The 24,228-nt window shown below is 73.2% G+C and carries 19 protein-coding genes and 1 pseudogene; 9 read left to right on the forward strand and 11 right to left on the reverse strand.

Annotated elements, in window-relative coordinates:
- The first annotated feature begins 387 nt into the window (after positions 1 to 387).
- On the forward strand, positions 388 to 2,439 hold the full coding sequence (locus ACSU6M_RS28465) for a phosphocholine-specific phospholipase C (protein WP_437073445.1): 2,052 nt from the start codon (positions 388 to 390) through the stop codon (positions 2,437 to 2,439).
- A 74-nt stretch (positions 2,440 to 2,513) separates the two neighbouring features.
- Here the strand turns inward: ACSU6M_RS28465 and ACSU6M_RS28470 are convergent, their stop codons facing one another.
- Together ACSU6M_RS28470 and ACSU6M_RS28475 are read right to left on the reverse strand one after the other, a co-directional pair.
- A complete protein-coding gene (locus ACSU6M_RS28470; protein ID WP_437073446.1) occupies positions 2,514 to 3,479 on the reverse strand; it encodes a hypothetical protein in 966 nt (321 codons plus the stop codon).
- Positions 3,480 to 3,910: 431 nt separating this feature from the next.
- Positions 3,911 to 4,699: pseudogene (locus ACSU6M_RS28475) on the reverse strand (phosphatase PAP2 family protein); the annotation flags it as partial.
- A 173-nt stretch (positions 4,700 to 4,872) separates the two neighbouring features.
- On the opposite strand from ACSU6M_RS28475, the gene ACSU6M_RS28480 reads away from it, so the two are divergent.
- Positions 4,873 to 5,484, forward strand: a complete 612-nt coding sequence (locus tag ACSU6M_RS28480; RefSeq protein WP_437073448.1) for a TetR/AcrR family transcriptional regulator C-terminal ligand-binding domain-containing protein — start codon at positions 4,873 to 4,875, stop codon at positions 5,482 to 5,484.
- Between the two features lie 147 nt (positions 5,485 to 5,631).
- On the opposite strand, the gene ACSU6M_RS28485 is transcribed toward ACSU6M_RS28480, so the two are convergent.
- The gene (locus ACSU6M_RS28485) at positions 5,632 to 6,744 is read right to left on the reverse strand and encodes a DUF2510 domain-containing protein (protein ID WP_437073449.1); all 1,113 of its coding nucleotides are present in this window, start codon (positions 6,742 to 6,744) and stop codon (positions 5,632 to 5,634) included.
- Positions 6,745 to 7,038: 294 nt separating this feature from the next.
- Between ACSU6M_RS28485 and ACSU6M_RS28490 the strand changes: the two genes are divergently transcribed.
- A complete protein-coding gene (locus tag ACSU6M_RS28490; protein WP_437073451.1) occupies positions 7,039 to 9,714 on the forward strand; it encodes an ATP-binding protein in 2,676 nt (891 codons plus the stop codon).
- A 4-nt stretch (positions 9,715 to 9,718) separates the two neighbouring features.
- Here the strand turns inward: ACSU6M_RS28490 and ACSU6M_RS28495 are convergent, their stop codons facing one another.
- Positions 9,719 to 10,717: a DUF3048 domain-containing protein gene (locus ACSU6M_RS28495; RefSeq protein WP_437073452.1), complete on the reverse strand. Its 999-nt coding sequence runs from the start codon at positions 10,715 to 10,717 to the stop codon at positions 9,719 to 9,721.
- Between the two features lie 206 nt (positions 10,718 to 10,923).
- Between ACSU6M_RS28495 and ACSU6M_RS28500 the strand changes: the two genes are divergently transcribed.
- Positions 10,924 to 12,114, forward strand: coding sequence for a zinc-dependent alcohol dehydrogenase (locus tag ACSU6M_RS28500; RefSeq protein WP_437073454.1), 1,191 nt, complete (start codon positions 10,924 to 10,926; stop codon positions 12,112 to 12,114).
- A 35-nt stretch (positions 12,115 to 12,149) separates the two neighbouring features.
- Here the strand turns inward: ACSU6M_RS28500 and ACSU6M_RS28505 are convergent, their stop codons facing one another.
- Positions 12,150 to 13,217, reverse strand: a complete 1,068-nt coding sequence (locus ACSU6M_RS28505) for an ATP-dependent DNA ligase (RefSeq protein ID WP_437073456.1) — start codon at positions 13,215 to 13,217, stop codon at positions 12,150 to 12,152.
- A gap of 93 nt (positions 13,218 to 13,310) precedes the next feature.
- Entirely contained in the window at positions 13,311 to 13,559 is a 249-nt protein-coding gene (locus tag ACSU6M_RS28510; RefSeq protein WP_437073458.1) for an SCO4226 family nickel-binding protein, read from the reverse strand.
- 100 nt (positions 13,560 to 13,659) lie between these two features.
- Between ACSU6M_RS28510 and ligD the strand changes: the two genes are divergently transcribed.
- Positions 13,660 to 14,697 (forward strand): non-homologous end-joining DNA ligase, encoded by a 1,038-nt coding sequence (gene ligD / locus ACSU6M_RS28515; RefSeq protein ID WP_437073460.1) that lies wholly within the window; start codon positions 13,660 to 13,662, stop codon positions 14,695 to 14,697.
- 67 nt (positions 14,698 to 14,764) lie between these two features.
- Positions 14,765 to 15,817, forward strand: coding sequence for a LacI family DNA-binding transcriptional regulator (locus ACSU6M_RS28520; RefSeq protein ID WP_437073462.1), 1,053 nt, complete (start codon positions 14,765 to 14,767; stop codon positions 15,815 to 15,817).
- On the opposite strand, the gene ACSU6M_RS28525 is transcribed toward ACSU6M_RS28520, so the two are convergent.
- Positions 15,814 to 16,602, reverse strand: a complete 789-nt coding sequence (locus ACSU6M_RS28525; protein ID WP_437073463.1) for a VOC family protein — start codon at positions 16,600 to 16,602, stop codon at positions 15,814 to 15,816. The two genes, ACSU6M_RS28520 and ACSU6M_RS28525, sit on opposite strands and share 4 nt — an antisense overlap.
- On the opposite strand from ACSU6M_RS28525, the gene ACSU6M_RS28530 reads away from it, so the two are divergent.
- Positions 16,595 to 16,780, forward strand: a complete 186-nt coding sequence (locus tag ACSU6M_RS28530; RefSeq protein ID WP_437073465.1) for a hypothetical protein — start codon at positions 16,595 to 16,597, stop codon at positions 16,778 to 16,780. The genes ACSU6M_RS28525 and ACSU6M_RS28530 overlap by 8 nt on opposite strands.
- Before the next feature lie 35 nt (positions 16,781 to 16,815).
- Complete coding sequence (locus ACSU6M_RS28535; protein WP_437073466.1) at positions 16,816 to 17,061, forward strand: WhiB family transcriptional regulator; 246 nt, start codon at positions 16,816 to 16,818, stop codon at positions 17,059 to 17,061.
- A gap of 19 nt (positions 17,062 to 17,080) precedes the next feature.
- On the opposite strand, the gene ACSU6M_RS28540 is transcribed toward ACSU6M_RS28535, so the two are convergent.
- From ACSU6M_RS28540 to ACSU6M_RS28555, 4 genes are all read right to left on the reverse strand, one after another.
- The gene (locus ACSU6M_RS28540) at positions 17,081 to 18,055 is read right to left on the reverse strand and encodes an acyl-ACP desaturase (RefSeq protein ID WP_437073468.1); all 975 of its coding nucleotides are present in this window, start codon (positions 18,053 to 18,055) and stop codon (positions 17,081 to 17,083) included.
- 222 nt (positions 18,056 to 18,277) lie between these two features.
- Positions 18,278 to 19,054 carry a dimethylargininase gene (gene ddaH / locus ACSU6M_RS28545; RefSeq protein WP_437073469.1) on the reverse strand — a complete coding sequence of 259 codons (777 nt, stop codon included), beginning with the start codon at positions 19,052 to 19,054 and terminating at the stop codon, positions 18,278 to 18,280.
- 96 nt (positions 19,055 to 19,150) lie between these two features.
- Entirely contained in the window at positions 19,151 to 21,406 is a 2,256-nt protein-coding gene (locus ACSU6M_RS28550) for an ATP-binding cassette domain-containing protein (RefSeq protein ID WP_437073471.1), read from the reverse strand.
- 10 nt (positions 21,407 to 21,416) lie between these two features.
- A complete protein-coding gene (locus ACSU6M_RS28555; RefSeq protein ID WP_437073472.1) occupies positions 21,417 to 23,042 on the reverse strand; it encodes an ABC-F family ATP-binding cassette domain-containing protein in 1,626 nt (541 codons plus the stop codon).
- 340 nt (positions 23,043 to 23,382) lie between these two features.
- Between ACSU6M_RS28555 and ACSU6M_RS28560 the strand changes: the two genes are divergently transcribed.
- Positions 23,383 to 24,225, forward strand: a complete 843-nt coding sequence (locus ACSU6M_RS28560; RefSeq protein ID WP_437073474.1) for an isocitrate lyase/PEP mutase family protein — start codon at positions 23,383 to 23,385, stop codon at positions 24,223 to 24,225.
- The last annotated feature ends 3 nt before the right edge of the window (positions 24,226 to 24,228 follow it).

A 24,228-nucleotide genomic window follows, 5' to 3' on the forward strand; every position in this document is an offset into this window, starting at 1 on the left:
CATCCACCTGCGCGCACCCACCCGCGCCCACTCCGGCCGTCCCTCACCAACCGTTTCCAGCCGTGCTCCCCTCCCGCGCACCGCGCCGCACTCCCCGGCGAGCGCCCGGCCCGCACGCCCCTCCCCCCGCGCCCGCACCGCACCCGGCCCCCTCCCACCTGGGCCTTCGTCCTCCGCCGGCACCCCGGCCCGCCCGGTGCCGCTCCCGTCCCTTTCGCGCCGGTGGCGTCGGATGTGCGCCAGCCGGGCAGCTCCCCTACGCGCGAGTTTCACCTGGATGCCACCGGACCCTTCCCTGACGTTTGGTGCTCTTGGAACACTCCTTTCGCGCGCATTCACGCACGGCCCGGCCGGTTCCACTCCGTCAGCACGAGAGGTCCCTCACCCATGCCCGAAGTCAACCGGCGCAGATTCCTCCAACTCGCGGGCGCCACCACGGCCTTCGCCGCCCTGTCGAGCAGCATCGAGCGGGCGGCCGCGCTGCCGGCCAACCACCGCTCCGGCACGATCGAGGACGTCGAGCACATCGTCGTCCTGATGCAGGAGAACCGTTCGTTCGACCACTACTTCGGCAAGCTCCGCGGCGTCCGCGGCTTCGGCGACCCGCACCCCGTACGGCTGGAGAGCGGCAAGTCCGTATGGCACCAGAGGGACGGCGGCCGGGAGGTGCTGCCCTTCCACCCGGAGGCCGACGACCTCGGCATGCAGTTCCTGGAGGGCCTCCCGCACGGCTGGAGGGACGGCCAGCAGGCGTACAACGACGGCAACTACGACAAGTGGCTGCCCGCCAAGGGCACCACGACGATGGCGTACCTGACCCGCGAGGACATCCCGTTCCACTACGCCCTCGCCGACGCGTTCACCGTCTGCGACGCCTACCACTGCTCGTTCATCGGCTCGACCGACCCGAACCGCTACTACATGTGGACGGGATACACCGGCAACGACGGCACGGGCGGCGGACCGGTCCTCGGCAACGACGAACTCGGCTACGGCTGGACGACGTACCCCGAACGCCTGGAGCGGGCCGGCGTCTCCTGGAAGATCTACCAGGACATCGGCGACGGCCTGGACGCGGCCGGCCACTGGGGCTGGATCTCGGACGCCTACCGCGGCAACTACGGCGACAACTCCCTGCTGTACTTCAACAGTTACCGCAATGCCCAGCCCGGCGACCCCCTCTACGAGAAGGCCCGCACGGGCACGAACGTCAAGGCGGGCGACGGCTACTTCGACCGGCTGCGCGCCGACGTGCAGGCCGACCGGCTGCCGCAGATCTCCTGGATCGCCGCGCCCGAGGCGTTCACCGAGCACTCCAACTGGCCCTCGAACTACGGCGCCTGGTACATCGCCAAGGTCCTGGACGCGCTGACCTCCAACCCGGCGGTGTGGGCGAAGACGGCCCTGTTCATCACCTACGACGAGAACGACGGCTTCTTCGACCACATCCTGCCCCCGCTGCCGCCGGAGTCCGCCGCGCAGGGCAAGTCCACCGTCGACGTCTCCCTCGACCTCTACCCCGGCGACAGCAGGCGCCCGGCCGGACCCTACGGCCTCGGCCCGCGGGTGCCGATGCTGGTGGTGTCGCCGTGGAGCAAGGGCGGGTTCGTCTGCTCCGAGACCTTCGACCACACCTCGATCATCCGGTTCATGGAGAACCGCTTCGGGGTGCGCGAGCCCAACATCTCGCCCTGGCGCCGGGCCGTCTGCGGTGACCTCACCTCGGCGTTCGACTTCTCCCGCCCGGACAGCCGCCCGGCGGCCCTGCCCGACACCGACGCCTACGAGCCGCCGGACCGCGAGCGTCACCCCGACTACAGCCCCACCCCGCCCGCCGACCCGAGCCTGCCCCGCCAGGAGCGGGGGCTGCGCCCGGCCCGCCCGCTGAAGTACGCCCCCGCCGTCGACGGCGCCCTGGACGCGGCGGCCGGGAAGTTCACGCTCACCTTCGCCTCCGGCCCGCAGGCCGGTGCCGCCTTCTGGGTCACCGCCGGCAACCGCACCGACGGCCCCTGGACGTACACCACCGAGGCGGGCAAGTCCCTCTCGGACACCTGGAACACGGTGTACTCGCGGGGCGTCTACGACCTGACCGTGCACGGCCCCAACGGCTTCCTGCGGGTCTTCCGCGGCCCCGGCAAGGCGGCGGGACCGGAGGTCACCGCCCGGCACGCCGGTGACGGCATCGAACTGACCTTCACCCACAAGGGATCGGGCACGGCCCGCCTGAAGGTCACCGACGGCTACGGGAGCGCCCCGCGCACGGTGACGGTCCGCGCCGGCGCCACCGTGAAGCTCCCCGTCGACCTCACCGCGAGCCGCCGCTGGTACGACCTCACGGTCACCTCCGACACCGCCCCGTCCTACCTGCGCCGCTTCGCCGGCCACGTCGAGAACGGCACGCCCGGCGTCAGCGACCCCGCGATCATCACGGACTGACGTCCCTGTCACGCCGGTGGCCCGGCCCGCGCTCCGTGCGGACCGGGCCACCGGCGTCCCCTCCGACCCCCGACTCAGGCCACGAGCCGCGCGTCCCGCGCCGCCGACGGGGATCCCGGCTGCCGCGGTACGCCGCCGGGCGCCGGTCCCTCCGGTACGGCGGCGGGGGGTGCCCCGAGCCGGTCCGTTCCCGGCGTCCGATCCGTCCCCCGGCCGTGGTCCTGCGTCCCCCGTGACAGCAGGACCACGCCCCAGGACGCCAGTCCGGCCCCGGCCAGGGCCATGAGGACGCCGACCGGGCCGCCCTGGAGGCGTTCGCCGAGGAGGGAGAGGCCGATCAGCGCGGCCGCGACCGGGTTGGCCAGGGTCACCATGGCGAGGGGCGCGCCGAGGCCGCCCCGGTAGGCGGTCTGGGACAGCAGGAGACCGCCGGTGGCGAAGGCGGCGACCAGGACGGCCACCCCGACGACCTGGAGGCCGAGCACCGGACCCGTGCGGTCGGTCGCGGCGACCGTCACCGTCTGGGTGAGCGCGGAGGCCACGCCCGAGGCGAGTCCGGAGGCGGAGGCATGCCGCAGACCGGGCCGGGTGCCGGGCCAGGACAGCAGGCCGATGAGCGCCGCGCCGGCGCCGGAGACGGCCAGCGCCTCGGCCGGGCTCAGCACGTCCTCCGGGGCCGGGCCCGACGCCGTCGCCAGCAGCGCGGCGAGACCCGCCAGCGTGAACGCCGTGCCCCGCCACTCGGCCGCACTGACCCGGCGGCCCGCGACCCGCGCCCCCAGCGGCACCGCGGCCACCAAGGTGAGCGCCCCCAGCGGCTGCACCACGGTGAGCGGACCGTACTTCAGGGCCACCACGTGCAGCAGCGCGGCCGACGCGTTCAGCAGCACCGCGCCCCACCACGCCCCGTCGGCCAGCAGCCGCAGCGTGCCCGCGCCGGACGACCGGGCGGCCAGCCGCTCCTGCGCCACCGCCGCGGCGGCATAGGCGACGGCGGAGAACAGCGACAGCACGACGGCGACGAGGACCGCACCACTCACCGTCCCGCCCCCCGCCCCACCCCACCACGGGCCACCGCCCGCCCCCCGCCCGCCAACTGACCGCCGACCTCCGACCGACCGCCAGCCCCCGCCCCGCCGCCGGTCACCGACCGACCCCCGGCCAGCACCCCACCGCCGGCCACCGCCTGACCGCCGGCGATCGGTTGACCGTTGGCCTCCGGCCCGCCGCCGGTCGTGGGCCGACTGCCGGTCACCGGCCTGCCGCCGGTCACCGACCGACCCCCGCTCATCGCCCCACCGCCGGTCATCGCCCCACCGTCGGCCACCGCCTGCCCCCCGGCGATCGGCTGACCGCCAGCCTCCGCCCCGCCGCCGGTCACCGACCGACCTCCGGCCAGCGCCCCACCCGCGCGCGAGAACCCGCCCCCCGTCGCACCGCTCGTCATCGGTCCGCCGCCGCTCGCAGCCACCCCCGCGAGCGTGTCCTCCCCGGCCGGGGAGGGGACCGGGGCGGTGCGGAGCGGGGTCGTGGGCGTGCGGCGGGGCGCGTGGACCACCGCCAGGGTGAGGGCCAGGAGTACGGTCGCGACGACGGCGTCCAGCCAGTAGTGGTTGGCGGTCCCCACGATGACGAGCAGCGTCAGCAGGGGATGCAGCAGCCAGAGCCACCGCCACCGCGACCGGGTCGCGACGATCAGGCCGATCGCGAGCATCAGGGCCCAGCCGAAGTGCAGCGAGGGCATCGCCGCGAACTGGTTCGAGAGATGGTCGGTCTGCGGGGGGCCGTAGACCGAGGGCCCGTACACCCGCCCGGTGTCCACCAGCCCGGTCGCCCCGAGCATCCGGGGCGGGGCGAGCGGGAACGCCAGATGCAGCACCAGCGCGGCCGCGGTGACCGCGGCGAGCACCCGCCGCGCCCACACGTAGTGCGCGGGCCGCCGCAGATAGAGCCAGACCAGAAACGCGGCCGTGGCCGGGAAGTGCACGGTCGCGTAGTAGACGTTGGCCAGGTGCACGAGCGTGTCGCCGTGCAGCAGCGCCGACTGCACCGCGCCCTCGCCGGGCAGCCGGACGGCGCGCTCCAGGTCCCACACCCGGTGCGCGTTGGCGAAGGCCGCCTCGGTGTGCCCCGTGGCGAGCTGCCGGCCGAACTTGTAGACGAGGAACAGCCCGAGGACGAGCAGCAGCTCCCTCAGCAGCGGGGGCCGGGCAGCCCTGTCGGGCGGCTCCTCCCGGTCGGGCTCGGTCCGTGCCTTCATCCCCGGCCCCTTCACTGACGGCGACGCGAATACCGATACGAAAGCGTATCGATACGCCAGTGTACCGATACGCCCGCGTACCGGTACACTGGCGTATCGCAAGGGATGAGACAGACTGGTGGCCAGAGAAGCAGAAGGCGCTCGAGGCGCACTGGACCGAGGGGAAGCACACGATGACGTCGCAGGCCGCGGACCGACCGGAACAGGTCGCCTCGCGCCGCTCCAAGCTCACCCCCGAACGGGAGCAGGAGTTCTTCGACGCCGTCCTGGAGCAGATCCGGTCCTGCGGCTACGACTCCGTCACCATGGAGGGCGTCGCCGCCAGCACCCGGTGCAGCAAGTCCACGCTCTACCGGCAGTGGAAGACCAAGCCCCAGTTCGTCGCCGCGGCCCTGCGCGCCAACCGCTGCCCGCGCTTCGCCGGCATCGACACCGGCTCCCTCGCCGAGGACCTGCGCCAGGCCGCCCGGGCCGCGGGCAGCGCCTCCGACAAGGACCAGGGGCTGCTCCAGGCCCTCGGCCACGCCGTGATGCAGGACCGCGAGCTCCAGCAGGCGCTGCGTGAGGCGCTCGTCGACCCCGAGATCGACGCCCTGCGCGAGATCCTGCGGCGCGGCGTGGAGCGCGGCGAGATCCCCGCGGACCATCCCGCGCTGGAGTACATCCCCGCCCAGATGTACGGCGTGCTGCGGGCGCGGCCGGTCATCGAGGGCGAGTACGCCGACGCGGACTACCTGGTCCGCTTCGTGGAGGCAGCCGTACTGCCCGTGCTCGGCGTCACATAAGGACTCAGGCCGCCGTCCACGGGATGACTGGACGGCGGCCTGACCGCGCCGCACCGTGGGGACGGGGGCGGCGCGCACCCCCCGGCCGGGTGGGGTGCCTCTGGAGCGGAGAGGCGCCCCACCCGGCCGTCGTGCGCCACCCGAGGCTCAGACGTCCTGCCCGTTGCCGCCGGCGGACGAGGCCGCGATGCCCTCGGTGATGTCGTCGAGGATCGACACCTTCTGGTCCACGTCCAGCCCGCAACGCACCACGACCAGCCGCTCCGGGTCCGCGGGCGAGGGGAAGACCAGCGACTGGACGTAGCCGTCCGAGCCCTTGCTCGTGATCGCCTTCCAGCGCACCAGATAGCCCTTCTGCCCGGCCACGGTGACCGCTTTGGAGGCCAGCACCTGGTGCGAGGTGATCTTTCCGTAGCTGCCGCCGTAGGACTCCTCGGCGTTCGCCGCGATGTCCGCCTTGGCCACCGCCTCCGGCGTGGACCCCTTGGTGCCGACCAGTTCGGCGGGCGCCGAGTACGCCCCGCCCTTGGTGCACCGCTCGGAGGGGGCGGCCGGGCAGTCGTAGGTGGTGTCGGACGTCATCTGCGCGCCCACCGTCATCGGCTCGCCCGACCAGCCCTCCGGCACCGGCAGGCTGATGGCGTTGACGGGGTCCTGGAGCGTGCCGCCGCCCTCGACCTCGCCGCCGCCACGCTCGCCCGGGCTCTCCTCGGGCTCGCCGGGGTCCTCGGGATCCGGCGACGGGCCGCCCGGCCGCCCCCGGTCACCGAAGGGGCCGCCCTCCCGGTCCTGCTGGGTGCCCGCCCGGTCCGGACCGCCGCCGTCGTCGTCCTTGGTCAGCACGTACACGCCGGCCCCGATGCTCGCCAGCACCGCCGCCGCCACCGCGATCGCGATCCCGGTGCGCAGTCCGCGCCGCCGCCCGGCCGGCGCCGCGCCCGGATACGCCGGATGTCCCGGATGGCCCTGCGGTCCCGGATAGGCGGGGAACGCCGTCTGCGTGGGCGCCGAGGCGTACCCCGGCTGACCCGGCTGCACCGGCCCGCCCGGCTGCCCCGGCTGCACCGGCCCGCCCGGCTGCCCCGGCTGCACCGGCCCGCCCGGCTGCCCCGGCTGCACCGGCGGCCCCCAGGCCGCGGCCTGCCCCGCGGGGCGGGTCCGGTCCGTCCAGACCCTGCCGTCCCACCAGCGCTCGGTGGCGGGACCGTCACTTTTCTGCCCGGGGTCGGGATACCACCCGGGGGGAGTCACCTGCGTCATACCCCCACCGTATGAGGCGACCGTGAAAGCCGGATGAGAGGGAGCGAGCCGCCCCCACAGGACCGGTCGATACCCGAGCGCACCGGGACAGCACCGGACGAAACAGCGGCAACTCCCTTCCCCCCGGCCGCCGATGACACTGTTTCGCGGCAGCTCACGCGCCCCGCGCGTCGCCTGCCCGCACCTGCCGTCACCCGTCGCGGCAACAGCTCCCCGGACCGGCCACCACCGGGCCCGCCGGACGGCTACGCTCAAGCTCTGTACGTCGTCCGGGCGACTTGGGGAGGTAGCGGGATGACGGAGGTACGGCCCACGGCGGCCGTCGCGGCTTCCCTGTGGGAGCGCGACGAGGAAGTCGCCGCGATCGCACGGGCGGTCGACGCCCTGCGCGCGGACCGTACGTCAGCGGGCAGCCTGATGCTGTTCCGCGGCGAGGCCGGCCTCGGCAAGACCGCCCTGCTGCACGAGGCCCGCCGGATCGCCGAGGAACGGGGCTGCACCGTCTGGTCGGCACGCGGCGGCGAGGCCCTGCGGTCCGTCCCCTTCCACGTCGTACGACAGCTCCTGCAGCCCGCCCTCGTCTCGCTGCTGCCCGAGGAGGCCCGCGAATACCTCGGCGACTGGTACGACATCGCCGGACCCGCCCTCGGGATAGCGGAGCCGACCGAGCGTCAGGCCGACCCGCAGGCCGTGTGCGACGGACTCGTGGCCGCCGTACGCCGCCTCGCCAGACGTGAGTTCCCGCTGGTGCTGATCGTCGACGACGCCCACTGGGCCGACCAGGAGACCCTGCGCTGGCTCGCCGCGTTCGCCGGGCGCCTCGACGACCTGTCCGTGCTGGTGCTCGTCGCCCGCAGGCCCGGCGAGGTCGGCGGCGACAGCGCCCGCCACCTCGACGAGGTCGCCGCCGCGGGCCGCACCGTCACCAACCTCAGCGCGCTCACCCCGGACGCCACCGCCGGCCTCACCCGCGCCACCCTCGGGGCCCACGCCGACGCCCCGTTCTGCCGCGAGGTCTGGGCGGTCACCGGCGGCAACCCCTACGAGACCGTCGAACTCCTCGCCAAGGTCCAGGACAGCGAGCTGGAGCCGACCGACGCCTCCGCCGGTGAACTGCGCGCCCTGAACCGCTCCGCGCGCGGCGGCGGACTGGTCGCCCGCCTGGAGGGACTGGGCATCGAGGCCACCCGGTTCGCCTGGGCCGCCGCCATCCTCGGCACCGGCATCTCCGTCGACCTCGTCGCCCAGCTCGCCACGATGCCGCAGCCCGACGCCGTGCGCTGCGCCGAACTCCTCAAGGGCGCCCGCATCCTGACCGAACCCGACCCCTCGGCCGCCCAGGCCGCCGGCGGCGACCTGGAGTTCGTGCACCCGCTGATCGCCAGCGCCGTCTACAACTCCATCCCGCCCGCCCTGTGCACCGCGATGCACGGCATCGCCGCGCGGGTCGTCACCGACTCCGGGCGCGGCGCCGCGGCCGCCTCCCGGCATCTCCTCCAGGTCCACCCGGACGACGACGCCGAACTCGTCGAGCAGCTGCGCCAGGCCGCTGCCGAACACCTCGCCGTCGGCGCCCCGGACGCCGCCCGCCGCTGTCTGGAGCGCGCCCTGGAGGAACCGCCGCGGCCCGAGGTGCACGCCAAGGTGCTCTACGAACTGGGCTGCGCCACCCTCCTCACCGCGCCCGCCACCACCATCGGCCATCTGCGCACCGCGCTGGCCATGCCGGGCCTGGACGGCGCCGAGCGGGTGGACGCCGTCTTCCGTCTCTCCCCGGCCCTGCTCCACAACGACCAGCTGGAACAGGCCGTCCGCACCGTCGAGGCGGAGGCCGCCCGGCACGAGGACGGCCCCGCGAAGCTGCGGCTGCAGGCCGTGCAGTACATGTGGGAGGGCATCTACGCGGGCGAGTCCACCTCACCCGGACGCTCCGAGCGGCTCGCCGCCGTCGCCCGCGGCTGCACCGGCCGGGACAACTCCGAGCGCGCCCTGCTCATCCTGCGCGGCTTCGACGCCATGACCCACGGCGAGAACGCCGAGGAGGTCGTGGAACTGTGCGACCGCGCCCTGGTCAACGGCCGCCTCGCGCCCGGCCTCGGCTGGACCGACACCGAGTGGGGCATCGAGCTGCTGATGATGCTCGGCAGCTCCTACGCCTACGCCGACCGGCTGGACCGCGCCGAGAGTCTCTTCTCCGAGGCGCTGCGCGCCTACACCTCGGCCGGCTGGAGCGGCGGCCATCTCTCCCTGGCCAACGCCTTCCTGGGCCTGGCCTACCGGCGGCAGGGCCGACTGAAGGACGCCGAGACCGTGCTGCGCGAATCCCTGCGCATCGCCGAGCGCGTCGGCCGCGGACTGCCGCTGTACTGGTCGGCGACGTGCGGACTGGTGGACACCCTGCTGGCCCGCGGCCATGTCGAGGAGGCGTGGGCGCTGGCCGAGCAGTACGGCTTCGCCCCGCCGTACCCGTCCACGATCGTGCTGCCGGACACCCGGTCCGTGCGCGGTCGGCTGCTGATCGCCGTCGGCCGCACCAAGGAGGGGATCAACGAGCTGGGCGAGGCGGAGAAGGCGGCCGCCGCCCGCGGCGGACACAATCCGGTGCTCGCCCCGTGGATGCTCGACCTCGCCCGGGCCCTGGCCGTCGAGGACCCGGCCCGCGCGGCCCAGCTGGCCGCCGACGCCCGCCGCCAGGCGGAGCGGTTCGGCACCGACACCGCCATCGGCGAGGCCCTGCGCTGTGCCGCCGCGCTGGAGACGGGACAGGAGAAGGTGCGCCTCGCGGCCAAGGCCGTCGCCTACCTTGAGGCATCGCCCTGCCAGTACGAGCACGCCGCCGCCCGGATCGAGCACGGCATCGCGGCCGGCTCGGTGGCCGAGATCAACCGCGGTCTGTCGCTGGCCCTGTCCTGCGGCGCGGACGGACTGGCCGCCATGGCGCGCGAGGCCCTGGAGAACGCGGGCGGCTGAGCCGTCATGCCTTGGCGAACACCACCCACACCTGACCCTCGGCGAAGTTCATCCGGGTGCCGTCCTTCGTCTCGAACCGGGTGCCGTCGGTGGCCGTGGGACGCGACCAGGTCACGTCGAAGGCTTTGCCGTCGCGCAGCACCTTGGCCCGGCCCGTGCCGACCGTCTCGGTGAACGGCGTGTTGTTGCCGAGGGAGTCGAAGAACTCCGACTTGCGCAGCTTGACGTACTGCACCACGACCGTGGCGGGCGCGAGCCGGCCGGTGTCCGTCGTCGTGGCGTTCGTGCCGTCCATCGCCACAAGCCAGCGGCCGCGGCTCGCGGACCAGGTGAAGGAGAAGGAGGCCGCGGGATAGCTGACCGTCTCCGCGGTGTCCGCCTTTCCGCCGGCGGGCGCGGCGCCGTAGGTGAAGCCGGTGGTCAGGGCGGTGGCGCCGGGCACGGTGGGCATCAGCTTGGCGGGGCGCAGATAGAGGTTGTGCGGGGCCGGGCGGTCCGTGCCGCGGTAGTACGCGCCGGGGGTGCGGCCCGGCGGCTCCGAGCGCAGCGGCGCGTCGTCGATCAGCGGGTTCAGCTTGCTCTGCGCACCCGAGTAGGCGAGCGTCGGCTGCTCGAACTGGCGCAGCAGCTCCAGATCGGACTCGCGGGCGCTGCGCACGGGGCCGACCGCGTTCGGCAGCTTGCTGGCGTACACCGCCATCAGCCGGCTCATGCCGCCCTCGACCTGCTCGACGTAGATGATGTCGGCGCTGTTCAGGCCGGTGTGCGGGCGGGCCCGGCGGGAGTTGTCGATCTTCACCGCGAGCACCGAGTCCGCGGCCGCCACCGTGCCGGTGTCCGGCTCGCGGACCGTTCCGCTGTCCGGCTGCTGGACCGGGCCGCGCCCGTCGTCCGGGGCGGTGCCGCCCCCGGAGGAGCAGCCGGCGGCCAGGGAGGCCGTCATCACGGCGGCCAGCAGCGCCGCCGTCGTACCGCCGCGCCGTGTGCGCGCTCCGCGTCTCATGCCCACCGTGGCCACCCGCCCTGTCCTGTGTCATCGATTGTGCGCTTATCAGGTCATTGCAGGCCATACCCGTTCACACAGGACGGCGGGCGGATCGTTCCCCCTTTGGCCGTCCGGAATGGGCCGAACGGCGCACGCCCGGTTCGTCGCGGGCGCCCCGGGTACCCGGGCGGCGGTCGGCGCAGGCGAGCAGAGAGGACCTGGCGATGAAGGCCGTGACCTGGCAGGGCAAGCGCGACGTACGGGTCGAGGAGGTGCCCGACCCGCGGATCGAGGAGCCCACGGACGCCGTCGTCCGGATCACCTCCACCGGTCTGTGCGGCTCCGACCTGCATCTCTACGAGGTACTGACCGCGTTCATGACACCGGGCGACATCCTCGGACACGAGCCGATGGGCATCGTGGAGGAGGTCGGCGCCGCAGTGCCCGACCTCAAGGCGGGGGACCGGGTCGTCGTCCCCTTCCAGATCGCCTGCGGCAACTGCTGGATGTGCCTGAACGCACTGCCCACCCAGTGCGAGACCACCCAGGTCACCGGCGAGCACATGGGTGCCGCCCTGTTCGGCTACACCCGCCTCTACGGCGCCGTCCCCGGCGGCCAGGCCGAGTACCTGCGGGTGCCGCAGGCCCAGTTCGGGCCGATCAAGGTGCCCGAGGGCCCGCCCGACGACCGGTTCCTCTACCTCTCCGACGTGCTGCCCACCGCCTGGCAGGCCGTCGCCTACGCGGACGTCCCCGACGGCGGCAGTGTCGCCGTCCTCGGCCTCGGGCCCATCGGTGACATGGCCTGCCGGGTCGCGCAGGTCAAGGGCGCGGGCCGGGTGTTCGGCGTGGACCTGGTGCCCGAGCGGCTGGAGCGGGCCCGGGCACGGGGCGTGGAGACGTACGACCTGAGGGACTTCGACGACGAGAAGGGCCTGGTCCAGGCGATCCGGGACGAGACCGACGGCCGCGGCCCCGACGCAGTGATCGACGCGGTCGGCACCGAGGCGCACGGCAGCGCCGCCGCGCGGCTCGCCCAGCACGCCGCGAGCCTGCTGCCCCGCAAGATCGGCGGGCCCCTCGCCGAACGCTTCAGCGTGGACCGGCTCGCCGCCCTGTACACCGCGATCGACCTGGTGCGCCGGGGCGGCACGCTGTCCCTGGTCGGTGTCTACGGCGGCATGGCCGACCCGCTGCCCATGCTCACCCTCTTCGACAAGCAGCTCCAGATCCGCATGGGCCAGGCCAACGTCCGCCGCTGGAGCGACGAGATCCTGCCCTACCTCACCGACGAGGACCCGCTCGGCGTGGACGACTTCGCCACCCACCGGGTGCCGCTGGCCGAGGCGCCGCAGGCGTACGAGATGTTCCAGCGCAAGCGGGACGGCGCGGTGAAGGTCCTCATGAAGCCGTGAGGCGCTGCGTGAGGCGCTGATCGGGGCGCAAGCCTTCAGCGCTCGCCCAGGATCTCCGCGAGGTCGTAGCGCACCGGCTCCTCCAGCTGGGCGTAGGTGCAGCTCTCCGGTGTGCGGTCCGGGCGCCAGCGGCGGAAGCGGGCGGTGTGCCGAAAGCGCGCCCCGTTCTCCATGTGGTCGTAGGCGACCTCCGCCACCCGCTCCGGGCGCAGCGGCACCCAGGACAGGTCCTTCTTGCCCGACCAGCGGCTCGGCGCCCCCGGCAGCCGGGCCGACTCATGGGCGGCCTCGTCCGCCCAGGCGGCCCACGGATGCCCGGCGACATCGTCCATCCGCAGCGGCTCCAGCTCCTGGACCAGCTCGGCGCGCCTCTTCATCGGGAAGGCCGCCGAGACTCCCACATGCTGGAGGGCGCCCTTGTCGTCGTAGAGCCCCAGCAGCAGGGAGCCGACCACGGGGCCGCTCTTGTGGAGGCGGTAGCCGGCCACCACGACATCCGCGGTCCGCTCGTGCTTGATCTTGAACATGGCCCGCTCGTCCTGGAGGTAGCGCACGGCGAGCGGCTTGGCGATCACCCCGTCCAGGCCGGCTCCCTCGTACTGCTCGAACCAGCTCCGCGCGACCTCGATGTCGGTCGTCGCGGGCGCCAGGTGCACCGGCGGCGTCACGTCCTCAAGGGCCCGGTCGAGCAGCGCCCGGCGGTCGGTGAGCGGGACGTCCAGCAGGGACTGGTCGTCCAGCGCCAGCAGGTCGAAGGCCACGAACGAGGCCGGTGTGCGCTCGGCCAGCGTGCGCACGCGGGAGTCGGCCGGGTGGATGCGCTCGGTCAGCGCGTCGAAGTCCAGCCGCCCCTCGCGCGCGATCACGATCTCCCCGTCCAGTACGCACCGCGCGGGCACCCGCTCCCTCAGCGCCGCCACCAGCTCCGGGAAGTACCTGGTCAGCGGCTTGCCGGTACGGCTGCCCAGCTCGACCTCGGTGCCGTCGCGGAACACGATCGCCCGGAAGCCGTCCCACTTCGCCTCGTACTGCATGCCCGGCGGGATCCTCGCCACCGACTTGGCGAGCATCGGCTTCACGGGCGGCATCACGGGCAGATCCATGATCCGACCTTACGAGCGCTCGAGCCCGCCCGCCTGCGGGAGCGCGGGCGCACCGCGCCCCCATGGACGGGCGGGCAGGTGACGCCAGGCCCCCTAGACGGTCAGCGGGACCGGGTGGATCTCGTCGGGCCTGCCTCCCACGCGTTCGTGCAGGCGGTTCACCGCGTCGGCCGAGGCGGCCTCGGTGAGGCAGAAGACCGTGCCCGAGTCCGGGTCGGCCCAGGTGTGCCGGAAGTGCACCCCTTCCTCCTCCTGGATCGCGATCGCGGCGTCGTGCCCCTGACGCAGTTGGTCGGCCGTGATGCCCCGCATACCGTGGTGGACGTCCATGAACAGGGTCATGACCTCGCACCTCTTCTCGTACGAGCCGTTCGCCCCTCTCCATCCTGCGCCCGCGCGGGTCCGATATGCGAGGGATGGGGCGTACGCCTACGGTGGCCGCATGGGTGACGCGGTGGAACTGGAGGCGGGCGGCCGGACCGTACGGCTGTCCAACCCCGACAAGATCTTCTTCCCGGAGCGCGGCTACACCAAGCTGGACCTCGCCCGCTACTACCAGGCGGTCGCCCCCGGCATCCTGCGCGCCCTGCGCGACCGCCCCACCACCCTGGAGCGCTACCCCGACGGGGTGACCGGCGAGTGGTTCTTCCAGAAGCGGGCGCCGAAGAACATGCCCGACTGGATCCCCACCGCCCACATCACCTTCCCCAGCGGGCGCAGCGCCGACGAGATGTGCCCCACCGAGGAGGCCGCCGTGCTGTGGGCCGCCCAGTACGGCACCCTCACCTTCCACCCCTGGCCGGTGCGCCGCCGGGACGTCGACCGGCCCGACGAACTGCGCATCGACCTCGACCCGCAGCCCGGCACCGACTACGACGACGCCGTGCGCGCCGCCCACGAACTGCGCGCCGTGCTGGACGAGTTCGGCGGACTGCGAGGCTGGCCCAAGACCTCCGGCGGCCGCGGGCTGCATGTCTTCGTGCCCATCGAACCGCGCTGGACCTTCACCCAGGTCCGCCGCGCCGCCATCGCCGTCGGCCGCGAGATGGAACGCCGGATGCCGGAGCGGGTCACCATCAAGTGGTGGAAGGAGGAGCGCGGCGAGCGCATCTTCCTCGACTACAACCAGACCGCCCGCGACCGCACCATCGCCTCCGCCTACTCGGTGCGCCCCCGCCCGCACGCCCCCGTCTCCGCGCCCCTGCGCTGGGAGGAGGTGGGACAGGCGCACCCGGCCGACTTCGACATCCGGACCATGCCCGCGCGCTTCGCCGAGGTCGGCGACGTGCACGCCGACATGGACGACCACGCCTACTCCCTGGACGCCCTGCTGGAGCTGGCGGCGAAGGACGAGCACGACCACGGGCTGGGCGATCTGCCCTATCCGCCGGAGTACCCGAAGATGCCGGGCGAGCCGAAGCGGGTGCAGCCCAGCCGGGCGAAGAAGGCGCAGCCGGGCCGGGCGCAGAAGGACTCCTGAGCGCGGCGGCGTCCCGCGCACGGCGGCTGGCTATCCTGATCGCGAGCCGCAGACGAGGAGTTGAGCCGTGACCGAGAGCGCGCCGCGTCCCACGCTGGAGGCCGTGGCCGCGCGGGCGGGGGTGTCACGGGCCACCGCCTCCCGCGTGGTCAGGGGCGGCGACGGCGTGCGCGAACCCCTCGTCCGCAAGGTCATGCGGGCGGTGGAGGAACTGGGCTACGTCCCCAACCAGGCCGCGCGCAGCCTGGTGACCCGGCGCCACGACGCCGTCGCCGTCGTCATCGCCGAACCCGAGACCAGGGTCTTCGCCGACCCCTTCTTCGCGCTCCAGCTGCGCGGCATCAGCAAGGAGCTGACCGCCCACGACAACCAGCTCGTCCTGCTGCTCACCGAGGGCCGCGAGGACCACGCCCGGGTGGGCCGCTATCTCGCCGGCGGCCATGTCGACGGCGCGCTGGTGTTCTCGCTGCACCTCGACGACCCGCTGCCCGGCCTGATCCGCGGTGCCGGGGTCCCGGCCGTGTTCGGCGGACGCCCCGGCTGGGCGGGGGCCGAGGACGAGGACGCGCCGACGGTGTACGTCGACTGCGACAACCGGGGCGGCGCGCGGGACGCCGTACGCCATCTCGTGGAACTCGGGCGCGGCCGGATCGCGCACATCACCGGGCCGCTGGACCAGACCTCGGCGGCGGACCGCCTCGACGGCTACCGCGACACGGTGGGGGAGACCGGGCTGGTCGCGGAGGGCGACTTCACACCGGCCGGCGGGGAGCGGGCGATGCGGGAGCTGCTGGAGCGGTGTCCCGACCTGGACGCGGTGTTCGCCGCCAACGACCTGTCCGCGGCCGGTGCCCTGCGGGTGCTGCGCGAGCGCGGGCGGCGCGTGCCGGAGGACGTCGCCGTGGTCGGCTTCGACGACATGGTGCCGTTCGCCGAGCAGACCGACCCTCCGCTGACCACGGTCCGCCAGGAGATCGAGGAGATGGGCCGCCTGATGGCACGCCTGCTGCTCACCCGCCTCGCCGGGGACACGGCGAGGCCCCCGGGGCCGGACACGGACGCGGAGACACCGGCCGGCCTCGTCCTGCCGACCACGCTGATACGCCGCGCCAGCGCCTAGCCGCGCGGCGCGCTGGTGATCACCGCGAAGCGGGCGCCGTAGGGGTCGGTGAGCTTGGCGACGCGGCCGACGTCCGGGATGTCGGTGGGGGGCATACGGACCGCGCCGCCCAGCTCCCGTGCGCGGGCGACGACGGCGTCGGTGTCGGTGACCTCGATGTGGACCAGCCAGTACGGATCGCCGCGGGACTCTTCGGGCTCCTCGTCCTGCGGGACCAGGCCGCCGAACATGGCGTCCTCGCCCTCACCGGCCGGGTTGACGCAGGTGTAGAAGCCGCCGGGGAAGGTGACGGAGGACGTCTCCCAGCCGAGCACCCTGTGGTAGAAACCGGCGGCCGCCGCGATGTCCGGCGTGTACAGCTCCAGCCAGCGCAGCGAGCCGGGCGCCTGCATCATGTCCACTCCGTGGGTCGACCGGGGCTGCCAGATGCCGAACGGCACGCCCGCCCGGTCGCCGAGGATCGCCATACGGCCCCGGTCCGTCACGTCCATCGGCTCCAAGACGACGGAACCGTGCGCCTGCCGCGCGGCCTCGGCCGTGGCGTCGGCGTCCGCGCTGCGGAAGTACACCGTCCAGGACGGCGGGCCCTGCTCGGGCGGGATCTGCATCCCCCCGGCCACGGTCCGGCCGTCCAGCTGGAACAGGCCGTACCCGCCGACCTCCGGGCCGCCCGGCACGAACCGCCAGCCGAACAGGCCGCCGTAGAACGAGGCGGCGCCGTCGAGGTCCGGGGTGCCGACGTCGATCCAGTTCGGAGCGCCGTCGACGAAACGGGTGGTGAGCATCGTCGCCCTCCTCGGCAGAAGCCCGCTGTCCGCACTGCCGAGTCTGGCACCGCCCACCGACAACCGCCCACCGGCGATCACCCGCGTCCACCGCGCGCCGCCGTGCGCCTCACCCCGTGCGGACGGCATCATCGTCGGGCCGCCGGCCCGTGCCGCGGGCGCGTTGATCCCGCGTTGATCGAACGTTTTCCGCCGCCCGGCACGATGACGGCCATGCACTACGACACACTCACCCCGGCCGCCCCCGCCTGGCAGGCTCAGGCCCTGTGCGCGCAGACCGGGGCGGACTTCTTCTTCCCCGAGCCGGGCAGCTCGGTCCGCGAGGCCAAGCGCATCTGCGCGATGTGCGAGATGCGCCCGGCCTGTCTGGAGTACGCGCTGCGGAACGACGAGCGCTTCGGCGTGTGGGGCGGCCTCTCCGAGAAGGAACGCCTCCAGCTGCGCCGTACGTCGAGCTGAGCGCGCCGCCGGGGGACGGTCAGAGCCGGCCCCGCGCCGCCATCCGCGCCTTGCGCGCCGCCAGCTTCTCGTCGAACTTGGCGGCCTCCGCGTCCAGGCCGGCCATGAACATGCCCAGCTCCTCCTGCGCCTGACGGCCCTCGGGGCCCAGGCCGTCGATCTCCATGACCTTCAGGAAGCGCAGCACCGGCTGGAGCACGTCGTCGTGGTGGATGCGCAGGTTGTACACCTCGCCGATGGCCATCTGCGCGGCGAACCGCTCGAAGCCGGGCATGCCGTGGCCGGGCATCCGGAAGTTCACCACGACGTCCCGCACGGCCTGCATGGTCAGATCGGGGGCGAGCTCGAAGGCCGCCTTGAGCAGGTTGCGGTAGAAGACCATGTGCAGGTTCTCGTCGGTCGCGATGCGCGCCAGCATGCGGTCGCACACCGGGTCGCCGGACTGGAACCCGGTGTTGCGGTGCGAGATGCGCGTCGCCAGCTCCTGGAAGGCGACGTAGGCGACCGAGTGCAGCATCGAGTGGCTGTTGTCCGACTCGAAGCCCTCGCTCATGTGCGCCATGCGGAACCGCTCCAGCTGGTCCGGGTCCACCGCGCGCGAGGCCAGCAGGTAGTCCCGCATGACGATGCCGTGGCGGCCCTCCTCCGCGGTCCAGCGGTGCACCCAGGTGCCCCAGGCGCCGTCCCGGCCGAAGAGCGTGGCGATCTCGTGGTGGTAGCTCGGCAGGTTGTCCTCGGTCAGCAGGTTCACCACCAGGGCGATCCGGCCGATCTCGGTGACCTTGGACTGCTCCTTGTCCCAGGGCTCGCCGTCCTCGAAGAAGCCGGGGAAGTTGCGGCCGTCGCTCCACGGCACGTACTCGTGCGGCATCCAGTCCTTGGCGACCTTCAGATGCCGGTTCAGTTCCTTCTCGACCACTTCCTCCAGTGCGTACAGCAGGCGGGCGTCGGTCCAAACGGAAGGGCTGCCCAGGTGGGGAGAAGTGATCGTCACAGGTACTCCAGGGGATACACACGCAAAGCGGAACGCACCGGCGGGGGGAGCGCCGGGAACTTACGGGATCGTAGGCTACGAATCCGTAGGTTACGAAGCCGTAGGTTAAGAGCGAGGTAAAGACCCGGCGGGCCGGCTGTGACCGCCGGGGGCGTGCGGGCATACGGAAGAGCCCCGGGACCCGCAGGTCCCGGGGCTGTCCGGGTGATCGGGATCACCTCGTCAGGCGTACAGCTCCCGCATCCGCACCGAGAGGCACGTCACACAGCCTTCGAGCTTCTCGAACTCGGAGATGTCCACCACGACCGGCTCGTAGCCGAGGGAGGTGTACAGCTCGGCCGTCTTCGGGGCGCTGGCCGCCATCAGCAGCTTGTTGCCGCCGAGCAGCACCACATGCGCCCCCGACTCCTCCGGGACGTGCAGGAAGCGCCCGAACAGCGACGGCGTGTCCATCATCGGGATGTGTCCGACGACCGTCCCGTCCGGCAGCGCCGTGACCGCGGTCTTCAGATGCAGCACCTTGGTCACCGGCACGGCGACCACCCGCGCGCCCAGCGGCTCGAAGGCCGCCCGCAGCTGCTGCACCCCGGCCGCGTTGGTGCGCCCGCCCCGGCCCACGTAGATCGTGTCCTCGATCTTCAGCACGTCACCGCCGTCCAGCGTGCCCGGCTCCCAGATCCAGTTCACCGAGCAGCCGAGGCTCGCCACGGCCTCCTCGACCGCGGCGGTCTCCGGGCGCCGGGACTCGGCACCCGGGCGGGAGATCAGCGCCACGTTCTTGTACATCACGACGGTGTCCTCGACGAACACCGCGTCCGGGCAGTCGTCGGCCGGGTCCACCTCGATGGTCTCCCAGCCGTGCTCGCGCAGCGCCTCGGCGTACGCCTCCCACTGCGTGACCGCCAGGTCGACGTCGACCTCGCCGCGCTCGATGTGCGTGACGAGGCCCTCGGCGAGACGGGGGCCGGGACGGCGGATGAGGGCCTTCTTGCTGGGCACGAGGGTGTCTCCGTATCGGTGGGGCTTCACCGGCGCGATGTCGCTGCGCCGCCCGGCCATCATGCAGTGCGGTCCGGCCGGGACAAAACCCCGCTCTCAGCCCGTGGCCCTCCTGAGGTACTCGCCGGTAACCGAGTCCGGCGCCGCCAGCAGCTCCCTCGGCGTGCCCTCGAAGACCACCCGGCCGCCGTCCCGGCCGCCGTCCGGCCCCAGGTCGACGATCCAGTCGGCGCGCGCCACCACGTCCAGGTTGTGCTCGACGACCACCACCGTGTTGCCGCCGTCCACCAGCCGGTCCAGCAGCCCCAGCAGCCCGTCGACGTCCGACATGTGCAGCCCGGTCGTCGGCTCGTCGAGCACGTACACCGCGCCCGTTCGGTGCAGCCGGGTCGCCAGCTTGATGCGCTGGCGCTCCCCGCCGGACAGCGTGGACAGCGGCTGCCCCAGCGTGAGGTACGTCAGGCCCACGTCCCGCAGGGCGCGCAGCCGCCGTCGTACGCCGGTGTCCTGGAAGTACTCCAGCGCGTCATCGGCCGTCATCTCCAGGACGTCCGCGACGGAGACGCCGTCGAGGGTCAGCCGCAGCACCTCGTCCTTGAACCGCCGCCCCTCGCAGTCGCGGCAGGTGGTGGTCACCGGGTCCATGAAGGCCAGGTCGGTGTGGATGATCCCGCGGCCCTCGCAGGTGCCGCAGGCGCCGGAGGAGTTGAAGCTGAAGAACCCCGGTTCGGCGCCCGTCCCGCGCGCGAAGATCCGCCGGATCGCGTCCATGACGCCGAGGTAGGTCGCCGGGGTCGACCGTGCCGAGATCCCGACGGACGACTGGTCCACGACCACCGCGTCCGGGTGCGCGGCGGTGAACTCCTCGACCAGCGTGCTCTTCCCGGACCCGGCGACCCCGGTCACCACGGTGAGCACCCCGGCCGGGAACTCGACCGTCACGTCCCGCAGGTTGTGCCGGTCGGCACCCTTGACCCACAGCCCGCCGTGCGCGGTCCGTACGTCCTCCTTGAGCACCACGGGCCGCTGCAGACACCGTCCGGTCACCGTGCCCGACGCGGCCAGCTCGTGCGGCGTTCCCTCGAACACCACCCGCCCGCCGCCCGTGCCGGCCCCCGGCCCCATGTCGACGACATGGTCGGCGAGGCGGATGACGTCCGGGTCGTGCTCGACGACGAGCACGGTGTTGCCCTTGTCGCGCAGCCGCAGCAGCAGATCGCCGAGGCGTCCGACGTCCCGCGGGTGCAGCCCCACGCTGGGCTCGTCGAAGATGTACGTCATCCCGGTGAGGCTGGAGCCCAGGTGCCGCACGGTCTTGAGCCGTTGCCCCTCGCCGCCGGAGAGGGTGGACGTCTCGCGGTCGAGACTGAGGTAGCCGAGGCCGATGGCGTCGACGCGTTCGAGGGCGGTGACGGCGGCCCGCGCGATGGGGCCGGCCACCGGGTCGTCGATCTCCCGCAGGACGGCGATCAGTTCGGTGACCTGCATCCGGGTGCAGTCGGCGATGGTCAGGCCGTTGATCCGGGTCGCCAGGGCCGCCGCGTTGAGGCGGGCACCCTCGCAGGCCGGGCAGGTGCCCTCCGTGAGGAACTCCTTGACCAGGTCGCGGGTCTTCTGGCTCATCGCGGACAGGTCCCGCTTGAGATACAGCCGTTCGAAGCGGTCGGCCAGGCCCTCGTACTCGGTGGTCCAGGTGCCCCCCGCGCCGCTGACGGTGACCTTGCTGCCGGGGCGGCCGCGCATCAGGAACTCCCGTTCGGCGGCGGTGAACCGGCCGACGGGCTTGTGCGGATCGAGCTCCGCGCTGTTGGTGTACGCCTGACCCTGCCAGGTGCCCGCGGCGAACGGCGGGAAGCGGACCGCGCCGCCGGCCAGCGACAGCTCCGGGTCCAGGATGCGGTCCCAGTCCGGTCCTACCGTCCGCCCCAGCCCGTCGCACTCGGGGCACATCCCGGCGGGGTCGTTGAACGAGTAGGCGGTCGCCGGACCGGCGCTCGGGGTGCCGTGCCGGGAGAACAGCACGCGGATCACCGCGTAGATGTCGGTCATCGTGCCGACCGTGGAGCGGGAGTGGCCGCCGAGCGGCCGCTGGTCGACGACGATCGCGGGGGAGAGGTCCGCCAGCTCGTCCGCGTGCGGCCGCTCGTACCTGGGCAGCCGGTTGCGCACGAACCAGGTGAACGTCTCGTTCAGCTGGCGCTGCGACTCCACCGCGATCGTGTCGAAGACGACCGAGGACTTCCCCGATCCCGAAACGCCGGTGAACACGGTCAGCCGGCCCTTCGGGATGCGGAGCGTCACGTCCTTGAGGTTGTTCTCCCTGGCTCCGGTGAGGGTGATGAAATCGGGCATGCCGCCGAAGCTAGGCGGAATACCTGACATCTTCTGGCGTGATTTCCTTCAGTTCTCCCTCCTCCACCACGAGCCAGCGGGTGATGCCGACGGACTCCAGGAACGGCAGGTCGTGGCCGGCCACGAGCAGCGCGCCCTCGTAGGACTCCAGAGCCGTGGTCAGCTGCCGTACGCTCGCCAGGTCCAGGTTGTTCGTCGGTTCGTCCAGCATCAGCAGTTGCGGGGCCGGCTCGGCCAGCATCAGCGCGGCCAGCGCCGCCCGGAAGCGCTCGCCGCCGGACAGGGTGCCGGCCCGCTGGTCGGCGCGGGCGCCCCGGAACAGGAAGCGGGCCAGGCGTGCCCGCACCCGGTTGTCGGTGGCGCCCGGCGCGAACCGGGCCACGTTCTCGGCGACCGTCAGCCCGTCGTCGAGCACGTCCAGGCGCTGCGGCAGGAAGCGGTGGGGCACATGCGCCGCCACCAGGCCCGAGACCGGCGCCAGCTCCCCGGCGATCGTGCGCAGCAGCGTCGTCTTGCCCGCGCCGTTGCGCCCGATCAGCGCCACCCGCTCCGGGCCGCGCAGCTCCAGCCCGCCCCTGACCCGGGCACCGTGGGCGAGTTCCAGGTCCTGGAGGGTGAGCACGGTCCGGCCGGGCGGTACGGCGGTGTACGGCAGGTCGACACGGATCTCGTCGTCGTCCCGTACCGCCTCCACCGCCTCGTCGAGCCGTTCCCTGGCCGCGGTGAGCTTCTCCTCGTGCATGATGCGGTGCTTGCCGGCGGAGACCTGGGCCGAGCGTTTTCTCAGCTTCATCACCGCACGGGGCTCGCGCTTGTTCTCGTACATCTTGTTCGCGTAGCGCGTGCGTCTGGCCAACTTGGTGTGGGCCTCGACGAGTTCACGCTTCTGCCGCTTCAGGTCGGCCTCGGCGACCCGCACCATCCGCTCGGCCGCCTCCTGTTCGGTGGCCAGGGCCGCCTCGTAGGCGGAGTAGTTGCCGCCGTACCAGGTGACCTCGCCGCCGCGCAGATCGGCGATCTGGTCGACCAGTTCGAGCAGGTCGCGGTCGTGGCTGACCACGACCATGACACCGGGCCAGGACCGCACGGCCTCGTACAGCCGGCGCCGCGCGTACAGGTCGAGGTTGTTGGTCGGCTCGTCCAGCAGCAGGACGTCGGGGCGGCGCAGCAGCAGCGCCGCCAGCCGCAGCAGCACCGACTCGCCGCCCGACAGCTCGCCGGTCGTGCGGTCCAGGCCGATGTGGCCGAGGCCGAGTTCGCCGAGCAGGGCCAGCGCGCGCTCCTCGACGTCCCAGTCGTCGCCGATCGTCTCGAAGTGCTCCGCGGCCACGTCGCCCGCCTCGATGGCGTGCAGCGCGGCCCGCCGCGCGGCGATGCCCAGGGCCTCGTCGACCTTCGACGCGGTGTCGAGGGTGACGTTCTGCGGCAGATAGCCGACCTCGCCCGCGACCCGCACGGTGCCCTCGGTCGGGGTGAGCTCACCGGCGATCAGCTTCAACAAGGTGGACTTTCCCGCTCCGTTGACACCGACCAGCCCGGTGCGTCCGGGGCCGAAGGAGATGTCGAGCCCGTCCAGCACGGGCGTGCCGTCGGCCCAGGAGAAGGAGAGGGAGCTACAGGTGAGGGACGTATGCATCAGGGCGCCTCCGCGGTTGCTTCAGGTGATCAAGGGCGAACGCGTGTGAGACACCGCGACCAGGGGACGCGAGGACAGCCCTGGGCATGAGAAAAGCCCTGTTCGTCGGGGGACGGCTCGCCTTCCGAGGTCGCACGCGGCGCACACCCCATGGCGGGTGTGACGCAGGTGTCTCAGGACCTCAGAGGAGCAACGTCCTTCTCCTATCGACGGCAACAGGACCTCATACACCGTAAGAGGGGGCTTCCGCGGCTGTCAACGGATTTCCCTGCGGGCCGCTCCACGACCATGTCGGATTCCTGCCAGACCCCCTGTACCCAGGGCTGGTTGAGTACGGCGCATGACGAACCAGCACCCGCTCCACGCCCTCGCCCTCGCCCTCGCCTTCCGCGCCCTGCACGTCCCCGGCCGTCCCCTGGTCCTGCCCAATGCCTGGGACCTGCCCAGCGCCCGTATCGCCGAGGACGCCGGGGCCGCCGCCGTGGCCACCACCAGCGCGGGGCTGGCCTGGGCGCTGGGCGCGGCGGACGGTGACCGGCTGGAGCGGGACCGCGCGCTCGCTGCCGTCGCCGGGATCGCGGCGGCCGTCCGGGTGCCGGTGACCGCGGACATCGAGAGCGGCTACGCGGCCGACGCCGCCGGGGTCGGGGACACCGTCCGCGCGGTGCTCGCCGCGGGCGCGGTCGGCGTCAACCTTGAGGACGGGCGGTACGAGGCGGGCGCGGGCGCGCTGCGGCCGGTGCAGGAGCAGGCCGAGCGGATCGCGGCCGCGCGGGAGGCCGCCGACGCCGAAGGAGTGCCGCTGTTCGTCAACGCCCGGATCGACACGTTCCTGCGGGGCGCCGGGGGAGTGGACGCGACCCTGGAGCGGGCCGCCGCCTTCCTCGCCGCGGGCGCCGACGGGATCTTCGTCCCCGGTGCCGTCGAGCCGGGGACGGTGAAGCTGCTCGTGGACGGGATCGACGCGCCGCTGAACGTCATGGTGGGCCCCGGCGCCCCCTCCGTGGCCGACCTCGCCGCGCTCGGCGTCGCCCGGGTCAGCGCGGGGGCGGGCATCGCCCTGGCCGTGCACGCGCTGACCCGCCGGGCCGCGCGGGAGCTGCTCGCGGACGGCACGTACGGGACGCTGGCCGGCGGCGCGGACTACGGCGAGCTCAACGCCCTGTTCGCCGAGGGCCGCTGACCG

Origin of the sequence: Streptomyces sp. enrichment culture (genome assembly GCF_964272895.1) — a bacterium.
Lineage (GTDB): Bacteria > Actinomycetota > Actinomycetes > Streptomycetales > Streptomycetaceae > Streptomyces.

What these genes read in the sequence shown, in the direction of transcription:
- ACSU6M_RS28465 (WP_437073445.1), top strand. Translation starts at nt 388, where the DNA reads ATGCCCGAAGTCAACCGGCGCAGATTCCTCCAACTCGCGGGCGCCACC.
- ACSU6M_RS28480 (WP_437073448.1), top strand. Translation starts at nt 4,873, where the DNA reads ATGACGTCGCAGGCCGCGGACCGACCGGAACAGGTCGCCTCGCGCCGC.
- ACSU6M_RS28485 (WP_437073449.1), bottom strand. Translation starts at nt 6,744, where the DNA reads ATGACGCAGGTGACTCCCCCCGGGTGGTATCCCGACCCCGGGCAGAAA.
- ACSU6M_RS28490 (WP_437073451.1), top strand. Translation starts at nt 7,039, where the DNA reads ATGACGGAGGTACGGCCCACGGCGGCCGTCGCGGCTTCCCTGTGGGAG.
- ACSU6M_RS28495 (WP_437073452.1), bottom strand. Translation starts at nt 10,717, where the DNA reads ATGAGACGCGGAGCGCGCACACGGCGCGGCGGTACGACGGCGGCGCTG.
- ACSU6M_RS28500 (WP_437073454.1), top strand. Translation starts at nt 10,924, where the DNA reads ATGAAGGCCGTGACCTGGCAGGGCAAGCGCGACGTACGGGTCGAGGAG.
- ACSU6M_RS28505 (WP_437073456.1), bottom strand. Translation starts at nt 13,217, where the DNA reads ATGGATCTGCCCGTGATGCCGCCCGTGAAGCCGATGCTCGCCAAGTCG.
- ACSU6M_RS28510 (WP_437073458.1), bottom strand. Translation starts at nt 13,559, where the DNA reads ATGACCCTGTTCATGGACGTCCACCACGGTATGCGGGGCATCACGGCC.
- ligD (WP_437073460.1), top strand. Translation starts at nt 13,660, where the DNA reads ATGGGTGACGCGGTGGAACTGGAGGCGGGCGGCCGGACCGTACGGCTG.
- ACSU6M_RS28525 (WP_437073463.1), bottom strand. Translation starts at nt 16,602, where the DNA reads ATGCTCACCACCCGTTTCGTCGACGGCGCTCCGAACTGGATCGACGTC.
- ACSU6M_RS28535 (WP_437073466.1), top strand. Translation starts at nt 16,816, where the DNA reads ATGCACTACGACACACTCACCCCGGCCGCCCCCGCCTGGCAGGCTCAG.
- ACSU6M_RS28550 (WP_437073471.1), bottom strand. Translation starts at nt 21,406, where the DNA reads ATGCCCGATTTCATCACCCTCACCGGAGCCAGGGAGAACAACCTCAAG.
- ACSU6M_RS28555 (WP_437073472.1), bottom strand. Translation starts at nt 23,042, where the DNA reads ATGCATACGTCCCTCACCTGTAGCTCCCTCTCCTTCTCCTGGGCCGAC.
- ACSU6M_RS28560 (WP_437073474.1), top strand. Translation starts at nt 23,383, where the DNA reads ATGACGAACCAGCACCCGCTCCACGCCCTCGCCCTCGCCCTCGCCTTC.